This is a genomic window from Streptomyces sp. NEAU-sy36 (genome assembly GCF_013423905.1).
Taxonomy (GTDB): Bacteria; Actinomycetota; Actinomycetes; order Streptomycetales; family Streptomycetaceae; genus Streptomyces; species Streptomyces misionensis.
The window spans coordinates 5261229-5278040 of record NZ_CP058977.1 but is presented as its reverse complement, the minus strand read 5'-3'; the positions used below and the strand labels follow the sequence as shown (position 1 = coordinate 5278040).

Here is a 16812-nt window from a genome sequence, read left to right as displayed (position 1 = left end):
ACCGCACCGACCCGCGAAACGATGCAGCCTCCGGAGACCGGAGCCTGCCGCTGGACGACCGAGTGCTGCTGCTCGCCGCATACTGACGCACGAACCTCACCCCGCGGCAGCCGGCACCGCTGTTCGGGGTGTCGAAATCGGCCGCCGACCGCATCATCGACCACCTCGGACCGTCGCTTGCCCACACCATCGCCGAGCAGTCGTCGCCGCCGTCGGCAGGACGACGGTGATCGCGGACGGCGGCTCTACGTCGCACACACGCCCTTGAAGCTCGGGCTGGCACCGAGCAGGCCACCGCCGCCCACGCCCAGTCCTACGGGGCCTCGCCCATCCAGGCCGTCCCGCAACGCACCATGATCACCTACCCGCACGCGGCCACCCGCCCCGACCCGGTCCTACGCGATTGCCGGCCCGACCCGACCGCGACCGACGCCGGAAGCCGGCGTCACCAGGCTCGGCAGGCACGGGGCCGGCCCCGCGGCTGCGGCGACTGCGCCGAGCAAGGGGCGGCGCGTGGATCGGAGCTCGGAGGATGCAGGGGGCATGGGGGAGGCCCTCCAGGTTCAAGAGATGAACGTAAGTGGGGAGGGGGAGCGCTCTCTCGCCGGGAACGCCTCATCCAGGTTGACTCAACGACCAGGCCGCGGACGGAACTCCGCGGGGTTCCCGTTCATGTGTCGTCAGCTCTACCTGGTTCCGGCCGCACACCGGGGGTCGACGCTCAACACGCCTCTCGTGCCGGGTCGTTGCTGTGAGATCACCAGGCTGAAGGGGACCCCTCCCGGGCCCACCGACCCTCTTGACACTCAGGCGTGACCGCGTCGACACTCCGGGGCATGGGAGAGCGCTCTCCCGACTTCATCACCGCACGACCTCCCCTTCCCCCATCTTCAGGAGGTCTCCATGCCACGGAGATCGAAGATCCTCTCAGGCGGACTGATCGCAGGCGCACTGCTGTTGACCTCTGTCGGCCTGGGTGGCGTCGCCGCGAGCGCCGGCGCAGCCACACACGGCACGGAAGCCGCTGCGACTTCCATGGCCGTCCACGAGGGGCACACCATGGCGGTGTCGACCGCATCGTCGCCGGAGGACCCGGACGGCGACGGTTACATTCCGGCGAGCCCACCGGTCACCGGCGTGACCCCTTCCACGCAGGATCCGCCGCACCGCTACTTCCACGAGTTCCAGGCCAACTGCTCGGTGTCGCACACCGCTCCGGACGACCCGATCGTCTACCCGCAGCAGCCGGGCAAGTCCCATGACCACACCTTCATGGGCAACACCTCGACGAACGCGGACAGCACCACCGCCTCCCTGGACGCGGGAACCACCACCTGCAAGGCGCCCGGGGACAAGTCGGGTTACTGGATGCCCACCCTGTTCGACGGCGACCAGAAGGTGCTTCCCGTCGGCCCTCAGACGATCTACTACAAGTCCGGCGTCACCGACTACACCAGCGTCCGGCCCTTCCCCAAAGGGCTGAGGTTCGTCGTGGGCAGCCCGATGCAGAGCGCCGACGAGTTCCGCCACCACCCCGGCTTCGTCGAGGGCTGGGAGTGCGGCGACAGCTACTTCAACGTCGACTTCCCGACCGACTGCCCCGACCGGGCCGACGTCCAGCTCAACATCCGCTTCCAGGCGCCGAGCTGCTGGGACGGCAAGTACCTCGACACCCCCGACCACAAGAGCCACATGGCCTACCCGGTGGTCAAAGCCGGCACCAACGACAACGTCTGCCCCGCCGACCATCCGGTGGCGGTACCCATGATCGAGTTCAAGATGGCCTTCCCGGTCAACGGGGACCTCTCCCAGCTGAGACTGGCGAGCGGACCGAGCTACTCCTTCCACTACGACTTCTTCAGCGCCTGGGACGACGCCACGCTCAAGGCACTGGTGGACCACTGCATCGTCGGCGGCCTGCAGTGCGACGCACGCGGCTACGACCAGACCCACCCCGAGGCGGGCGCGGCGCTCGGCGCCGACTACAAGCTGCCCTGAACGCGGCGCTCCACCCGTCTCCGGATCCGGGCGGCCCGGTCGCTCACCTGCCCCGCCGCGGCCGGGCCGCCCACCTCCCCACCCCACACCAGAAGAGGACACCATGTCCCGATACCGCACCCGCACACGCGGACTCCTGGCTCCCCTGACCGCCGGCGTCCTGACCGTCACCGCTCTCGCCGCCCTGCCCGCGACCGCGGCACACGCCGCCGGAAGCGTCGTCAGAGTGACCGGCACGCAGGGCAACTGGCAGCTGACCGTGGATGGACAGCCGTACCAGATCAAGGGCCTGACCTGGGGCCCGGCCGTCTCCGACGCGGACAAGTACCTGCCCGACCTGCAGTCCATGGGCGTCAACACCATCCGCACCTGGGGCACCGACGCCTCCAGCAAGCCGCTCTTCGACTCCGCCGCCGCCCACGGCATCAAGGTCATCGCCGGTTTCTGGCTCCAGCCCGGCGGCGGCCCCGGGGCCGGCGGATGCGTCAACTACGTCACCGACACGACGTACAAGAACCAGGTGCTCGACGAGTTCCCGAAGTGGGTGCAGACCTACAAGGACAACCCGGGTGTCCTCATGTGGGATGTCGGCAACGAGTCGGTGCTCGGTCTGCAGAACTGTTACAGCGGCGACGAGCTGGAAAGACAACGCAACGCCTACACCACCCTGGTCAACGACATCACCAAGAAGATCCACAGTATCGACCCGAACCATCCGGTGACCTCGACCGACGCCTGGGTCGGCGCCTGGCCGTACTTCAAGAAGAACGCGCCCGACCTCGACCTGTACGCCGTCAACTCCTACAACGCCGTCTGCGACGTCAGATCCGCCTGGGAGCAGGGCGGCTACACCAAGCCGTACATCGTCACCGAGACCGGCCCCGCAGGAGAGTGGGAGGTGCCCGACGACGCCAACGGCGTGCCCCAGGAGCCCACGGACCAGGCCAAGGCCGCGGGCTACACCAGGGCCTGGGGCTGCATCACCGGGCACAAGGGGGTGGCCCTGGGCGCGACGATGTTCCACTACGGCACGGAGTACGACTTCGGCGGCATCTGGTTCAACCTGCTGCCCGCCGGCCAGCGCAGGCTGTCGTACTACGCGGTCAAGCGCGCCTACGGAGGGGACACCTCGCACGACGACACCCCGCCCGTCATCTCCGATCTGAGCGTCGAGGGCGGCGCCGGCGATGTGCAGGCCGGCCGCGACCTGACCCTGGACGTGCGGGCCTCCGATCCCGACGGCGATCCCATCGGCTACGAGGTCCTGGACAACAGCAACTACATCGACGGCAGCAAGCAGCTCACCAGCCTGCCCTCCACCAACCTGGGCGGCGGCCGGCTGAAGGTCACCGCACCCGACCGGCCCGGTGTCTGGAAGGTCTACGTCAAGGCGAGCGACGGCCACGGCAACGTCGGTGTGGAGACCCGCTCGATCAAGGTGGTGCCGCCCGCGGTGAACGGTACGAACATCGCGCTCGGCAAGCCTGCCACGGCCTCGTCCTTCCAGGGCAGCTACGGCGACTGCCCGTGCACCGCGGCGAACGCGGTGGACGGCAACCTCGGCACCCGCTGGGCCGGCGACTGGAGCGACCCGCAGTGGCTCCAGGTCGACCTGGGCGCGCGGACCTCGTTCAAACATGTGCAACTGGTGTGGGAGGCCTCCTACGCCAAGGCCTACACCATCCAGACCTCCGACGACGGCCAGAACTGGCAGACCGTGCACACGGTGACCGACGGAAACGGCGGCGTCGACGACTTCGACGTCAGCGCAACCGGCCGTTACGTCCGCGTCAACGGCACGGCACGCGGCACCGGTTACGGCTACTCGCTGTACGAGTTCGGCATCTACAACTGAAGGCACGGCACGATCCGGGGGCGGGGATGGACGACGAGGGGGCGGGGATGCACGACGCGGACGAGCTCGACCGGCTGATCGGCAAGCTCACGCTGGAGGCGAAGGTCAGGCTGCTCACCGGCGCCGACACCTGGCGCACGGTGGGGGAGCGGGCCATCGAGCTGCGGCCGTGGGTGATGTCGGACGGACCGGCCGGCGTGCGCGGGCCGTCGTGGGACGAGCGGAGCACCGCCGTTCTGCTGCCCTCGGCGACCGCGCTCGCCGCCACCTGGGACGAGCCGCTCGTCGAGCGACTCGGCTCTCTCCTCGCCCTGGAGGCACGGCGCAAGGGCGTGCACGTGGTCCTCGCGCCCAACCTCAACCTGCACCGCAGCCCGCTCGGCGGCCGACACTTCGAGTGCTTCTCGGAGGATCCCGAGCTGACCGGCAGGATCGGGGCGGCGCTGGTGCGCGGTATCCAGGCGCACGGCGTGGCGGCCACGGCCAAGCACTACGTGGCCAACGACTCCGAGACCGACCGGCTGGCCGTTGACGTGCGGGTCGGCGAGCGGGCGCTGCGCGAGGTGTACCTCGCTCCGTTCGAAGCGGCCGTGGCGGCCGGCGTCCGGTTCGTCATGGCCGGCTACAACGCGGTCGACGGCTCCACCATGACCGCCAGCCCCCTGCTGTCCGATCCGCTGCGGACCGAGTGGGGTTTCGACGGCGTCGTCGTCTCCGACTGGGGAGCGGCACGCACCACCCTGGACACCGCGCGTGCCGCGCTGGACCTTGTGATGCCCGGACCCGACGGTCCGTGGGGTCAGGCGCTGGTGCGCGCGGTGGAGGAGGGACACCTCGCGCAGCACGTCGTGGACGACAAGGTGCGGCGTCTGCTGAAGCAGGCCGACTGGCTCGGCGCGCTGGGCCGGCCCCTGCCCGCGCCGCGCCCGGGCCTGCCCTCGGACGCGGCGCGGGCACTGGTACGGCGCGCAGCCGCCGCCGGTACCGTCTTGCTCACCAACCACGATGTCCTGCCGCTGGACGCCGACGGCCTGAACACGGTGGCGGTCATCGGAGCGCACGCCGCCCGCACCCGCACGCAGGGCGGCGGGAGTGCGGGAGTGTTCCCCCAGGCCGAGACCAGCGTCCTGGAGGGTGTCCGGGCCCGCCTGCGGGGCCGAGCGAAGGTGGTGCACGTGCCGGGCCCCGCCCCCAGCGGACCGAGCACCCCGCTGGACACGAGCCTGTGCACCGATCCGGCATCGGGGGCACCGGGCGTACGGCTGCGCGTCCTCGACGCCGACGGGGAGGAACTGTACGCGGAACGCCGCTGCACCGGACGGCAGTTGGAACCACCCCTGCCGCCCGGAGCGCACACGGTGGAGATCAGCGCCCGCCTGCACCCGCGGCAGACAGGCGCCTGGACCCTGGGGGTCGCCGGATTCGGACGGATCAGCTTGCGGCTCGACGGCGGGGAAGTCCTGGAGGGCGACTTCGCCAGGGACTCCGACGACCCCGCCCTGATCCACGTCACCCCTCCGGTCCACAGCACCACCGCCCACCTGAGCGCGGGTACCGCCCCGCTCCTCGTGGTCCGCCGTCACCTCGCACCGGGCACGGGAAGGGCCTTGGTCGTCAGCGCGGGGCCGCCCGCCCCGGAGGAGACGGCGGCGCTCGAAGCGGCCGCCCGGGCCGCACGCGAGGCGGACGCGGCGATCGTCGTCGTCGGTACCACCGAGCACGACGAGTGCGAGGGCCGCGACCGGTTGCGGATCGCACTGGATGGCGCGCAGGACGCCCTGGTCCGCGCGGTGATCGCCGCCAATCCGCGCACGGTCGTGATCGTCAACAGCGGCGGTCCCGTCGAGATGCCCTGGCGGAACGAGGCCGGTGCGCTGCTGCTGGCCTGGTTCCCCGGCCAGGAAGGCGGAGAAGCCCTGGCCGACGTGCTGTTCGGCCGGACCGAGCCCGGCGGGCGGCTCCCCACGACCTGGCCGGCCGTCCTCGACGACGCCCCCGTCACCGGCACCCGGCCTCTGGACGGGCACCTCGACTACGCCGAGGGCCTGCACGTCGGCTACCGCGGGTGGCTGCGGGCACGGCGGCCGCCGGCCTACTGGTTCGGACACGGGCTGGGCTACACGACCTGGGCCTACGAGGAACTGACCGGGCCGTCCACTGTCCGGGCGGGCGAGCCGTTCACCGTGCGCCTCCGGCTGCGCAACACCGGCGCGCGCGCCGGCCGAGAGGTCGCCCAGGTCTATCTGGCCCGGCCCGGCGCCGCCCTGGAGTATCCCGAGCGGTGGCTCGCGGGGTACGCGGCGGTCCAGGCCGGCCCGGGAGAGACGGTGACGGCGGAGGTGTCCGTGCCTGCCAGGCTCCTGCGCCACTGGGACGAGCGGGCAGGCCGCTGGCGTACCGAGCCTGGGCCGTGCCGGGTGCTCGCGGGCCGCTCGGCGGGAGACCTGCCCCTGGGGCTGGAGGTGGACGTGCGACCCCGTGATTGAGTGGCGCATACCGTGACCCGGCATCCAGGGCAGCGTGCCGGCCGGAGGAGGGAGAGCGCTCTATACGGTGTCGTCGGCCTCCCGTTAGGGTGCCGACATGAGCAGACAGGCCCCGACGCTGGAAGACGTCGCCCGGGAGGCAGGCGTGTCCCGGGCGACCGTCTCCCGCGTCGTCAACGGCATCCGCAACGTGGACCCGACGATCCAGCAACTGGTGCGCCGGGCCATCGAACGGACCGGCTACGCACCCAACCGGGCCGCCCGCGCGCTGGTGACCCGGCGCGCCGAGACCATCGCGCTCGTGGTGTCCGGAGCCGGTGACCCGCCACAGGACACCCAGGAGGCCTTCGCCGCCAGGGTCTTCGCCGACCCCTTCTTCGGACGGGTGGTCTCGGGAGTCGTCGGATTCCTGCGCCCGCGCTCCATTTATCCGGTGCTGATGTTCGCCGAGTCGGCCGAGGACCGGCACGAGGTGCTGACCTACCTGCGGCAGGGCCGGGCAGACGGCGCGCTCGTCGTCTCCACGCACGCCGACGACCCGCTGCCGGCGCTGCTGGCCGGAGCGAACCTGCCGGCCGTGCTGTTCGCCAGGCCGGCCCGTCCGGTCGCGCTGAGCTATGTGGACCTGGACCACCGTGACGGCGGACGGCTCGCGGCGGAGCATCTGCTGGCTCGCGGCTGCCGCAGGCCGGCCAGCGTGGCCGGACCGCTCGCCGTGACCGCGAGCCAGGAGCGGCTCGCCGGTTTCCGCGACCTCATGGCCCGTAACGGCCATCCGTATGTGCCCGTCGCCGAAGGCGGCTTCACCCTCGACAGCGGCATCGCGGCCATGGGGCGGCTGCTCGACGAATACCCGGAGGTGGACGGCGTTTTCGCGGCCAACGACCTCATGGCCCAAGGCGTATGCCAGCTGCTCCGCGAGCGAGGCAGGCGGGTGCCCGACGACGTCGCGGTCATTGGTTTCGACGACTCCGGCATCGCCCTGTCCTGCCGCCCCCCACTGACCACGATCCGGCAGCCTGTCGAGCAGATGGCCGCAGAGATGGCCCGTATCCTCGACGAACACATCAGAGGGGAGCGCGTCGAACCGACCTGCGTCGTCTTCGATCCGGAACTGATCGTGCGCGAAACCGCGTAACCGGACCTCTACATCGCTGACCGTCCGCTGCGGCCCGATGGACAACGTCCGGGCCGGTCCTGCCTGTCCCGCGGGAGCGCCTCCCGCGCCAGCCGTCCGTCCATGCCCGGACCCCACGGCGGTTGCGGGGCCGGTTCCGCCGACGTGGGCGGGCGGCGGCCGCCGTTGGCGAAGAAGTCGGCGAGCGGCAGGGTGGCGGCCCCCACGGTCACCGCGTCCGGTCCGAGCCGGCCGAGCTCGATGCTGACGCGTGAGGCGGGATGGCGCAGGGCGTGGGCGAAGGCGTGCGTGCGCACCGAATCGAGGAACCGCGGGCCCAGCTGCAGTCCGGCCCAGCCCCCGACGAGGATCCGTTCGGGCTGAAAGAGGTTGATCAGGTCGGACAGGCCCGCGCCCAGGTACTCGGCGGTCTCGGCCAGTACAGCCGCGGCCACTTGGTCGGGTGGTGCCGTACCGTCCGGATAGGCCGCCGCGAGCATGTCCGTGAGCGCCGTCTCCTCGTCGGCACCGGCCGACGGTGGGCCGCCCGCCTCCCACCAGCGGGCGAGGAGGGCCTCGGCGCCCGCGTAGGCCTCCAGACACCCGAGCGCGCCGCAGCGGCAGCGCCGTCCCCGCACCTGGACCGTGAGATGACCCCATTCGACGGCCCGGCCCTGCGCCACGTCGTCGGTGACCACGCACGCCCCCACGCCGGAGCCGAAGAGCACCACCACGGCGGATCGGGCACCGCGCCCGGCGCCGAACCACATCTCGGCCTGGCCCAGCGTCTTGGCGCCGTTGTCGATGAAGTAGGGCACCTGCTGCGGCAGCCGGCCGGTGTCGCGCAGCAGGCGCTCCAGCGGTACGGCGTCCCAGCCGATGGTCTGGCCGTGCACCACCGCGCCGCCTTCGGTGGTGGCGTCGACGATGCCGGGCACTCCGATGCCGATGCCGAGCAGGCCCCCGGCGTCGACACCGGACGTCTCCAACACCTCGGTTATCCCGTCGTGGATGCGTCCGACGACGACACCGACATCGTATGCCCGCCCCTTTCCGCGCGCCAACGACAGGTCTGTGTGGGCGAGTTCGGTCAGGGAGAGGTCGAACAGCTCCACCCGCACCCGGGTCTCGCCGACGTCCACGCCGATCAGGTGGCCGCCGCCGGGCACGATGCGCACCAGGATGCGCGGACGACCGCGCTGGTTGTCGACGCTGCCGGCCTCCTCGACCAGACCGTCCGCGATCAGCTCGGCCACCACATTGCTGACCCCTCCGGAGCTCAGACCGGTCGCCGGGCCGAGCGAGTAACGGCTCATCGGTCCGTCGAAATACAACCGTTGCAAAACGGCCGACCGGTTCTCCCGCCGCAGGTCACGAACCGTGCGACCGCTGCGCGTTGACACATGGCCTCCTTCTTCACCGGCGGTGTCGGGCGAGGTACCGCGCCGGATCCCTTGACGCATCCTTGTCATAAGTATTAACTCACGGCCTAAGTTAAGCCATGAGGGGCTTCGGAGGCCGAACGGGCCAGCCGTCGAGTCCGGAGGTTCCCCCGCATCTCTCGACTCCCGGAAAGGGACATCAGGAGCCATGCACAGCACCCGAGCCGCGGCCGTAGGCGCCGTCACCCTGTCTCTCGTCCTCGCGGCCTCGGCCTGCGGAGGCGGGTCGTCGACGGGCGGCGGGTCCAACGACTCGCCCAAGACACTCACGTACTGGGCCTCCAACCAGGGCGCCAGCATCACCGTGGACAAGCAGGTCCTCCAGCCCGAACTCGACAAGTTCCAGAAGCAGACGGGCATCAAGGTCAAGCTGGAGGTCGTGCCCTGGGCGGACCTGCTGAACCGGATTCTGACCGCGACCACCTCCGGCCAGGGTCCCGACGTGCTCAACATCGGCAACACCTGGAGCGCATCCCTCCAGGCCACCGGCGCGCTGCTGCCCTGGGACGCGGCGAACTTCACCAAGATCGGGGGCAAGGACCGTTTCGTCGACTCCGCCCTCGGCTCCACCGGCGCCCAGGGCAAGGACCCGGCGGCGGTACCGCTGTACTCGATGGCCTATGCCCTCTACTACAACAAGAAGATCTTCGCCGACGCGGGCATCACGAAACCCCCGGCCACCTGGGCCGAGTTGACCGCCGACGGCAAGAAGATCCAGGCGACGGGCAAGCAGGCCCTCGGGACCGAGGGCTCCAACCTGTCCGAGAACATCCACCAGGTCTTCGTCCTCGCCAAGCAGCACGGGGCCGACTTCTTCACCGCGGACGGAAAGCCCGACTTCGCCAACGCCGGCGCGGTCGCCGCGGTGAAGCAGTTCGTCGATCTCATGTCCAAGGACAAGGTCATACCGCCGAGCAACGCCGAGTACTCCCAGAACCAGTCCCTGAGCGACTTCGCCAAGGGCAAGACGGCGATGGTCCTGTGGCAGACCGCCTCCGCCACCTTCAAGTCGCTGGGTATGAAGGACTCCGACTGGGCCGTCGCCCCCGCACCCGTCCAGTCCGGCGCCCCGGGCACCGGTACCCAGGTCAACTCGATGGTGGCCGGCATCAACATGGCCGTGTTCAGGAACACGCACAACCTCGACGGTGCCGAGAAGTTCGTGAAGTTCATGACCAGCGACGAGGAGCAGAAGATCCTCAACACGGCGTACGGGTCGATCCCGCCGGTCAAGTCGGCCCAGTCGGACCCGGCGTTCAACTCTCAGGGCACCGCGGTACTCCGCCAGACCCTCGCCACCAGCGCCCAGGCCCTGCCGCAGGTCGCCGACGAATCGCAGTTCGAGACGGCCGTCGGCACCGCGGTCAAGGAGCTGTTCGCCGACGCCGCGAACGGCCGTGCGGTGACCACCGACTCGGTGAAGGCGAAGCTGCAGAAGGCTCAGCAGCAGATGCCGGCGAAGTGAGCACGGACACTCCCATGACGACCACGGTCCCTGAGACGGGCACACGGTCGGTGCGCAAGAGCCACACCGGTGCGGCGCGCGGTCCGCGCCGCGCCGGGCGGATCAAACGCATCGCACTGCCCTACCTGCTCCTGCTGCCCGCGCTGCTCCTCGAACTCCTCGTCCACCTGGTGCCGATGGTCATCGGCATCGCGATGAGCTTCAAGGAACTCACCCAGTTCTACATCCGTGACTGGGGCACCGCCCCCTGGTCCGGCATCGACAACTACAAACTGTCGGTGGACCTCAACGGCCCCGTCGGGTCCGCCCTGCTCCACTCCTTCCTCGTCACCGTCGGCTTCACCCTCCTGTCGGTCGGCCTGTGCTGGGCGATCGGCACCGCCGCCGCGGTCTACATGCAGGACACCTTCCGCGGACGCGGACTGCTGCGCACGATCTTCCTCATCCCCTACGCCCTGCCCGTCTACGCCGCCGTCATCACCTGGGCGTTCATGTTCCAGCACGACAACGGCCTGGTGAACCACGTCCTGCACGACCAGCTCCACCTCACCGGCAAACCCTCCTTCTGGCTCATCGGCGACAACAGCTTCTACGCCCTGCTCACCGTCTCGGTGTGGAAGGGCTGGCCGTTCGCCTTCCTCGTCGTCATGGCCGGGCTGCAGAACATTCCCAAGGAGCTGTACGAGGCCGCCGCCCTCGACGGCGCCGGGATGTGGCAGCAGATCCGCCGTATCACCCTGCCGTCGCTGCGACCGGTCAACCAGGTCCTGGTCCTGGTGCTGTTCCTGTGGACGTTCAACGACTTCAACACGCCGTACGTGCTGTTCGGCAAGTCGGCGCCCCAGGCCGCGGACCTCATCTCGATCCACATCTACCAGTCGTCGTTCGTCACCTGGAACTTCGGCACCGGCTCGGCCATGTCCGTCCTGCTGCTGCTCTTCCTGCTCCTGGTCACGGGCGTGTACCTGCTGCTGACCTCCCGAGGAAGGAAGACGGCCGATGTCTGACACCGTCCGGACACCCCGGCAGGCCCGCTCGCCGATGGCCCCGCCGCGTTCCTTCCACTGGTCGAAACGGATCTTCCTCACCCTGCTCACCGGCTTCGTCCTGGTGCCGGTGTACGTGATGGTCTCCAGCTCGCTCAAGCCGCTGCAGGACGTCTCCGGAAAGTTCCGCTGGCTGCCCAGCGGGCTGACGTTCCGCCCGTACATCGACATCTGGTCGACGATCCCGCTCGCGAAGTACTTCGTGAACTCGCTGATCGTGGCCGGGGCGGCCACGGCCGGCTCGGTGGTGATCGCCGTGTTCGCGGCCTACGCGGTCAGCCGCTACTCCTTCCGCGGCAAACGCGCCTTCACGGTCACCGTGCTGTCCACGCAGATGTTCCCCGGCATCCTTTTCCTCCTGCCGTTGTTCCTGCTCTACGTCAACATCGGCAACGCCACCGGCATCGCTCTGTTCGGCTCGCGTGGCGGCCTCATCCTGACCTATCTCACCTTCACCCTGCCGTTCTCCATCTGGATGCTGATCGGCTACTTCGACTCGGTGCCCCGCGACCTGGACGAAGCCGCCATGGTCGACGGCTGCGGGCCGCTGCGTGCACTGTTCCGCGTCGTGGTGCCCGCCGCCGTCCCCGGCATCGTCGCCGTCGCCGTCTACGCCTTCATGACCGCATGGGGCGAGGTGCTCTTCGCCTCCGTCATGACCAACGACGACACCCGCACCCTCGCCGTGGGTCTGCAGGGCTACTCCACGCTCAACGACGTGTACTGGAACCAGATCATGGCCGCCTCCCTCGTCGTCAGCGTCCCCGTGGTCGCCGGCTTCCTCCTCCTGCAGCGCTACCTCGTCACCGGACTCACCGCGGGCGCGGTCAAGTAGCCCCCTTCCTGCCTGCTTCGAAAGGTTCCCCGTGTCCGACTCGATAGATCTTGCCGCCTTCCCCCGTGATTTCCTCTGGGGCACCGCCACCTCCGCCTACCAGATCGAGGGCGCCGTCACCGAGGACGGCCGCTCGCCGTCCATCTGGGACACCTTCTCGCACACCCCTGGGAAGATCGACAACAACGACCACGGCGACACCGCTTGCGACCATTACCACCGCTGGCCCGAAGACGTGTCCCTGATGAAGGAACTGGGCGCGAACGCCTACCGGTTGTCCATCGCATGGCCCCGAGTGGTGCCGGGCGGCGACGGTCCGGTCAACGCCAAGGGCCTCGACTTCTACGACCGCTTGGTCGACAGCCTGCTGGAGGTGGGCATCACCCCCAATGTGACCGTGTACCACTGGGATCTCCCACAGGCCCTCCAGGACCGGGGCGGCTGGACGGAACGCGCCACCGCCGAGCACCTGGCCCGCTACGCCGCGGTCGTCGCCGAGCGCCTGGGCGACCGGGTCACTCACTGGGCCACGCTGAACGAACCGCTGTGCTCGGCCTGGATCGGTCACCTGGAGGGCCGGATGGCTCCCGGCCTCACCGACCTTTCGGCGGCCGTACGTGCCTCCTACCACCTGCTCCTCGCCCACGGCCTGGCCACCCAGGCGATCCGGGCGGCCCTCCCGGAAGCACAGGTCGGTCTGGTCACCAACCACTCCACCGTGGCCGCCGCCTCCACCGGAGAGGAGGACATCGCGGCGGCCGCGCGGATGGACGGCCACACCAACCGCTGGTGGCTGGACCCGGTCTACGGCCGCGGCTTCCCTGCCGACATGCGCGAGCTGTACGGGGTGGAACTCCCCGAGCGCGTGGGCGACCTGGAGACGATCTCGACACCACTGGACTGGCACGGGCTCAACTACTACTTCCCGGTCACCGTCACCGACGACCCGGAGGGGCCGGTCCCGTACGCCCGCGAGCTCCGCCTGCCCGACGTCCCGCGCACCGGCATGGACTGGCACATCGACGCCGACGGCCTGGAGAGCCTGCTGATGCGGCTCACCGAGGACTACGGCATCCGACGCCTGTACGTCACCGAGAACGGCTCCGCCTTCCCCGACACCGTGCGCCCCGACGGCAGCGTCGACGACCCCGGCCGCACCCGCTACCTGGAGCAGCACCTGGCGGCCTGCGCCCGCGCCGTGCGCAAGGGCGCCCCGCTCGCCGGCTACTACGCCTGGTCCCTGCTCGACAACTTCGAGTGGGCCTACGGCTACGACAAACGCTTCGGCCTCGTCCACGTCGACTACGAAACCCAGCGGCGCACCGTCAAGACGAGCGGACGGCGGTACGCGGAGATCCTCCGCGCCCACCGGCAGGGAGCCCCCACCGCCTGAACAGGCGGTCTGTCCGTACCGTGGTGAACCGGGCCCTGTGGAGCCCTCGGCCGGCTTCGATCGCGGCCCCGGCGTCCCCGAGGGCCCAGTGGAACCGGGGCCGGGAGTCCGACATGGAGCGCTCGGGGATCGAGAGGTCCCACCTGTCGGTCTCCTCCCCGGGCGTGCACTTCGGGGACGACGAGGAGGCTCGCGTCCTCACCCGCGAGGTCAGCGAGTTCGGGGCCCGGGTCCGTGCCGAGCACCCTCGGCAGTTCGGTCACTTCGCCTCACTGCCCCTGCCCGACGGTCAGCATGAGTTCTGGAAAACCTGGGGAGAGCTGTCCGGACATGCGACTCGTTGTAGGGTGTCGAAGTAGCCCTTGACCTGCAAAAACGCAGGCAGGGAGCCTAGTAGTGGGAGTGCCCCGTGTTGCGTGCAATGTTCAAGTCCAAGATCCACCGCGCCACCGTCACCCAGGCCGACCTGCACTACGTGGGATCGGTGACCATCGACGCGGAGTTGCTCGACGCGGCGGATCTGCTGCCCGGCGAGCTGGTGCACATCGTCGACATCACCAACGGCGCCCGGTTGGAGACCTACGTCATCGAGGGTAAGCGTGGCTCGGGTGTCATCGGGATCAACGGGGCGGCCGCCCATCTCGTACACCCCGGTGATCTGGTGATCATCATCAGCTATGCGCAGGTCACCGATGCCGAGGCGCGGGAGTTCAAGCCCCGGGTCGTGCACGTCGACGGCGACAACCGGATCGTGGCGCTCGGCGCCGACCCGTCCGAGCCGGTGCCCGGCTCCGATCAGCTGCGCGCCCCGCAGTCGGTGGCCCAGGAGACCGGGGCCGTCTCCGCCTGAGTCAGGTCGGTGCAGGCCCCCGGGTGGCCGGGTCCGTGTCGGTTTCCGGGGCCGGTCGGGCCGGGCCCGGGGGACCGAGCTGTGACTGTTACCGGACGGCGGCGGGCCGCAGGGCTCGCGCGCTCGGGTGAGTGGCCGGGCGTTGATCGGGTAGGCGGGGGAGTAGTCCAGAGGCGACGTCCAGTGACAGCAGCGACTGCGCGGAGGACCTGATGACAACCCCGCACCCCGACCCCGCCCCGCCGACCCCGACCCCTGAGCCGGGTCCGGCCCCGGATCCGTACCCCACCCCGGTCCCGCCCCCGGAGCCGGGCCCCGGCCCACAGCCCACGCCACCCGCGCCTGGTCCGGGACCCCAGCCGACGCCACCGCCCCCTGGCCCGGGACCCCAGCCCACACCGCCGCCCCCCGGCCCGGGCCCCCAGCCGCCGGTACCGCCGCCCGGTCCGGGCCCGCAGCCCACGCCACCAACCCCGCCCGAACCCTCACCGTCCCCGATCCCGCCCGGACCGGAGCCCGTACCGAGCCCCGAGCCGGGCCCGCCCCTCACCTGACGCATCCCTGAGGACACGGGGAACCCAGGCGCTCCACCACCCTCAGGGGGCACCCCAACAGGGTGCGGAGCACCAGGCGTTCGGCCCCCTCAAGGGCACCCCGTGAGGGGGCGGGGGCGCCCGGCCCCCTCAAGGGCACGGAGATCGCCCGTTTACGCCTGGACCTCGCTCCGGTCCCCGCCCCACAGCGTGTGGAACGTGCCCTCCCGGTCCACCCGCCGGTACGTGTGCGCCCCGAAGAAGTCCCGCTGGCCCTGTGTGAGGGCGGCGGGCAACCGAGGGGCGCGCAGGCCGTCGTAGTAGGAGAGGGCCGCGGCGAACCCGGGCGTCGGCACCCCCTGCCGCACGGCCGTGGCCAGCACCTCGCGCCAGTCGTCCTGGGCCGCCGCGATCTCCCGGGCGAACGTCTCGTCGGAGAGCAGGCTCGGCAGGTCGGGGCGGCCGTCGTAGGCCGCGCGGATGCGGTCGAGGAACGCCGCGCGGATGATGCAGCCGGCCCGCCAGATGGCGGACACGGCACCCTGGTCGATGTCCCAGCCGTACTCCTCGCCGCCCGCCGCGATCTCGTGGAAGCCCTGGGTGTACGAGACGATCTTGGAGGCGTACAGCGCCTGCTCCACCCGGTCGGCGAAGGCCGCCGCCTCCTGCTCGCCCAGCGCGCTCGGCCTGGGGCCGGCCAGATGCCGGGAGGCCTCCCGCAGGGCGGCGTGGCCGGACAGGGAGCGGGCGAAGACGGCCTCCGCGATGCCCGAGACCGGGACACCGAGGTCGAGCGCGATCTGTACGGTCCAGCGGCCGGTGCCCTTCTGCTCCGCCTGGTCCGTCACCACGTCCACGAACGGCTTGCCGGTCGCCGCGTCCACGTGGGACAGGACCTCGGCGGTGATCTCGATCAGGTACGAGTCCAGCCGGCCGGTGTTCCACGTACGGAAGATGTCCGCGATCTGTGCGGGGGAGTACCCCGCCACGTCCCGCAGCAACTGGTACGCCTCGCCGATCAGCTGCATGTCGGCGTACTCGATGCCGTTGTGCACCATCTTCACGAAGTGCCCGGCGCCATCCGGACCGACGTGCGTCACACAGGGCGCGCCGTCCTCTGCCTTCGCCGCGATCTTCTCCAGCATCGGGCCCAGGGACTCGTACGACTCCTTCGAACCGCCGGGCATGATGCTCGGGCCGTGCAGCGCGCCCTCCTCGCCGCCGGAGATGCCGGTGCCGACGAAGTGGATGCCCCGTTCGCGCAGCTCCCGCTCCCGGCGCCGGGTGTCCGCGAAGTGCGCGTTGCCCCCGTCGATGATCATGTCACCGGGTTCCAGGAGCGGCGCGAACTCCTTGATCACCGCGTCCGTGGGATCACCGGCCTTGACCATGATCACCAGTCGGCGCGGGCGTTCCAGCGCCGCCACGAACTCCTCGGCGGTCTCGGCGGCGACGAAGTCCCCCTCGTCCCCGAACCGCTCCACCAGTTCCCGCGTCCGCGCCACCGTGCGGTTGTGCACCGCGACCGTGTAGCCGTTGCGCGCGAAGTTGCGGGCGAGGTTGCGGCCCATGACCGCGAGGCCGGTGACGCCGATCTGCGCTGAAGTGCTCATACCGCCTGCTCCCTGTTCGCCGCGTGCCCGCGGCCGTGCCGGTGGGGGTCCCCGCCCATCCTGACGTGCCCCCCGGGCCCGCGCACATCAGGCCCGCCGCCCCCGTGCCCCGGGTGCGCCGACCGTCCCCGCCGGTCAGCCGGTGATCCGGCCAACACCCTTACGGCATCGGCCACTTG

At 70.4% G+C, this 16812-nt stretch carries 11 protein-coding genes and 2 pseudogenes; 11 read left to right on the top strand and 2 right to left on the bottom strand.

Annotation, left to right across the window (positions count from 1 at the left end; translation table 11 throughout):
• Nucleotides 1-41: 41 nt before the first annotated feature.
• The 5 genes and pseudogenes from HZZ00_RS23260 to HZZ00_RS23240 form a co-directional block, all read left to right on the top strand.
• Nucleotides 42-182 (top strand): annotated as a pseudogene (locus tag HZZ00_RS23260) (transposase family protein); the annotation flags it as partial.
• Between the two features lie 721 nt (nt 183-903).
• Nucleotides 904-1998 carry a DUF1996 domain-containing protein gene (locus tag HZZ00_RS23255; RefSeq protein ID WP_180328271.1) on the top strand — a complete coding sequence of 365 codons (1095 nt, stop codon included), beginning with the start codon at nt 904-906 and terminating at the stop codon, nt 1996-1998.
• A gap of 103 nt (nt 1999-2101) precedes the next feature.
• Nucleotides 2102-3853, top strand: coding sequence for a discoidin domain-containing protein (locus HZZ00_RS23250; RefSeq protein WP_180328270.1), 1752 nt, complete (start codon nt 2102-2104; stop codon nt 3851-3853).
• A gap of 26 nt (nt 3854-3879) precedes the next feature.
• Nucleotides 3880-6339 carry a glycoside hydrolase family 3 C-terminal domain-containing protein gene (locus tag HZZ00_RS23245; RefSeq protein WP_257585139.1) on the top strand — a complete coding sequence of 820 codons (2460 nt, stop codon included), beginning with the start codon at nt 3880-3882 and terminating at the stop codon, nt 6337-6339.
• Nucleotides 6340-6436: 97 nt separating this feature from the next.
• A complete protein-coding gene (locus HZZ00_RS23240; RefSeq protein ID WP_180328269.1) occupies nt 6437-7477 on the top strand; it encodes a LacI family DNA-binding transcriptional regulator in 1041 nt (346 codons plus the stop codon).
• Nucleotides 7478-7485: 8 nt separating this feature from the next.
• Here HZZ00_RS23240 and HZZ00_RS23235 read toward each other — a convergent pair whose 3' ends face one another.
• Nucleotides 7486-8859 carry an ROK family transcriptional regulator gene (locus HZZ00_RS23235; RefSeq protein ID WP_180328268.1) on the bottom strand — a complete coding sequence of 458 codons (1374 nt, stop codon included), beginning with the start codon at nt 8857-8859 and terminating at the stop codon, nt 7486-7488.
• A gap of 187 nt (nt 8860-9046) precedes the next feature.
• On the opposite strand from HZZ00_RS23235, the gene HZZ00_RS23230 reads away from it, so the two are divergent.
• The 6 genes and pseudogenes from HZZ00_RS23230 (at nt 9047) to panD (ending at nt 14487) form a co-directional block, all read left to right on the top strand.
• On the top strand, nt 9047-10363 hold the full coding sequence (locus HZZ00_RS23230) for a sugar ABC transporter substrate-binding protein (protein WP_180328267.1): 1317 nt from the start codon (nt 9047-9049) through the stop codon (nt 10361-10363).
• 14 nt (nt 10364-10377) lie between these two features.
• Nucleotides 10378-11370 carry a carbohydrate ABC transporter permease gene (locus HZZ00_RS23225; protein ID WP_180328266.1) on the top strand — a complete coding sequence of 331 codons (993 nt, stop codon included), beginning with the start codon at nt 10378-10380 and terminating at the stop codon, nt 11368-11370.
• Nucleotides 11363-12244: a carbohydrate ABC transporter permease gene (locus HZZ00_RS23220; protein WP_180328265.1), complete on the top strand. Its 882-nt coding sequence runs from the start codon at nt 11363-11365 to the stop codon at nt 12242-12244. Before HZZ00_RS23225 ends, HZZ00_RS23220 begins: the two co-directional genes overlap by 8 nt.
• A gap of 31 nt (nt 12245-12275) precedes the next feature.
• Nucleotides 12276-13637: a GH1 family beta-glucosidase gene (locus tag HZZ00_RS23215; protein WP_180328264.1), complete on the top strand. Its 1362-nt coding sequence runs from the start codon at nt 12276-12278 to the stop codon at nt 13635-13637.
• A 113-nt stretch (nt 13638-13750) separates the two neighbouring features.
• Nucleotides 13751-13924: pseudogene (locus HZZ00_RS38735) on the top strand (amidohydrolase); the annotation flags it as partial.
• Nucleotides 13925-14046: 122 nt separating this feature from the next.
• Nucleotides 14047-14487: an aspartate 1-decarboxylase gene (gene panD / locus HZZ00_RS23210; RefSeq protein ID WP_180328263.1), complete on the top strand. Its 441-nt coding sequence runs from the start codon at nt 14047-14049 to the stop codon at nt 14485-14487.
• 706 nt (nt 14488-15193) lie between these two features.
• Here the strand turns inward: panD and gndA are convergent.
• Entirely contained in the window at nt 15194-16633 is a 1440-nt protein-coding gene (gndA, locus tag HZZ00_RS23205; protein ID WP_180328262.1) for an NADP-dependent phosphogluconate dehydrogenase, read from the bottom strand.
• Nucleotides 16634-16812 lie beyond the last annotated feature (179 nt).

Coding starts and splice junctions, on each gene's coding strand:
- HZZ00_RS23255 (WP_180328271.1), top strand. CDS start 904: ATGCCACGGAGATCGAAGATCCTCTCAGGCGGACTGATCGCAGGCGCA.
- HZZ00_RS23250 (WP_180328270.1), top strand. CDS start 2,102: ATGTCCCGATACCGCACCCGCACACGCGGACTCCTGGCTCCCCTGACC.
- HZZ00_RS23245 (WP_257585139.1), top strand. CDS start 3,880: ATGGACGACGAGGGGGCGGGGATGCACGACGCGGACGAGCTCGACCGG.
- HZZ00_RS23240 (WP_180328269.1), top strand. CDS start 6,437: ATGAGCAGACAGGCCCCGACGCTGGAAGACGTCGCCCGGGAGGCAGGC.
- HZZ00_RS23230 (WP_180328267.1), top strand. CDS start 9,047: ATGCACAGCACCCGAGCCGCGGCCGTAGGCGCCGTCACCCTGTCTCTC.
- HZZ00_RS23225 (WP_180328266.1), top strand. CDS start 10,378: ATGACGACCACGGTCCCTGAGACGGGCACACGGTCGGTGCGCAAGAGC.
- HZZ00_RS23220 (WP_180328265.1), top strand. CDS start 11,363: ATGTCTGACACCGTCCGGACACCCCGGCAGGCCCGCTCGCCGATGGCC.
- gndA (WP_180328262.1), bottom strand. CDS start 16,633: ATGAGCACTTCAGCGCAGATCGGCGTCACCGGCCTCGCGGTCATGGGC.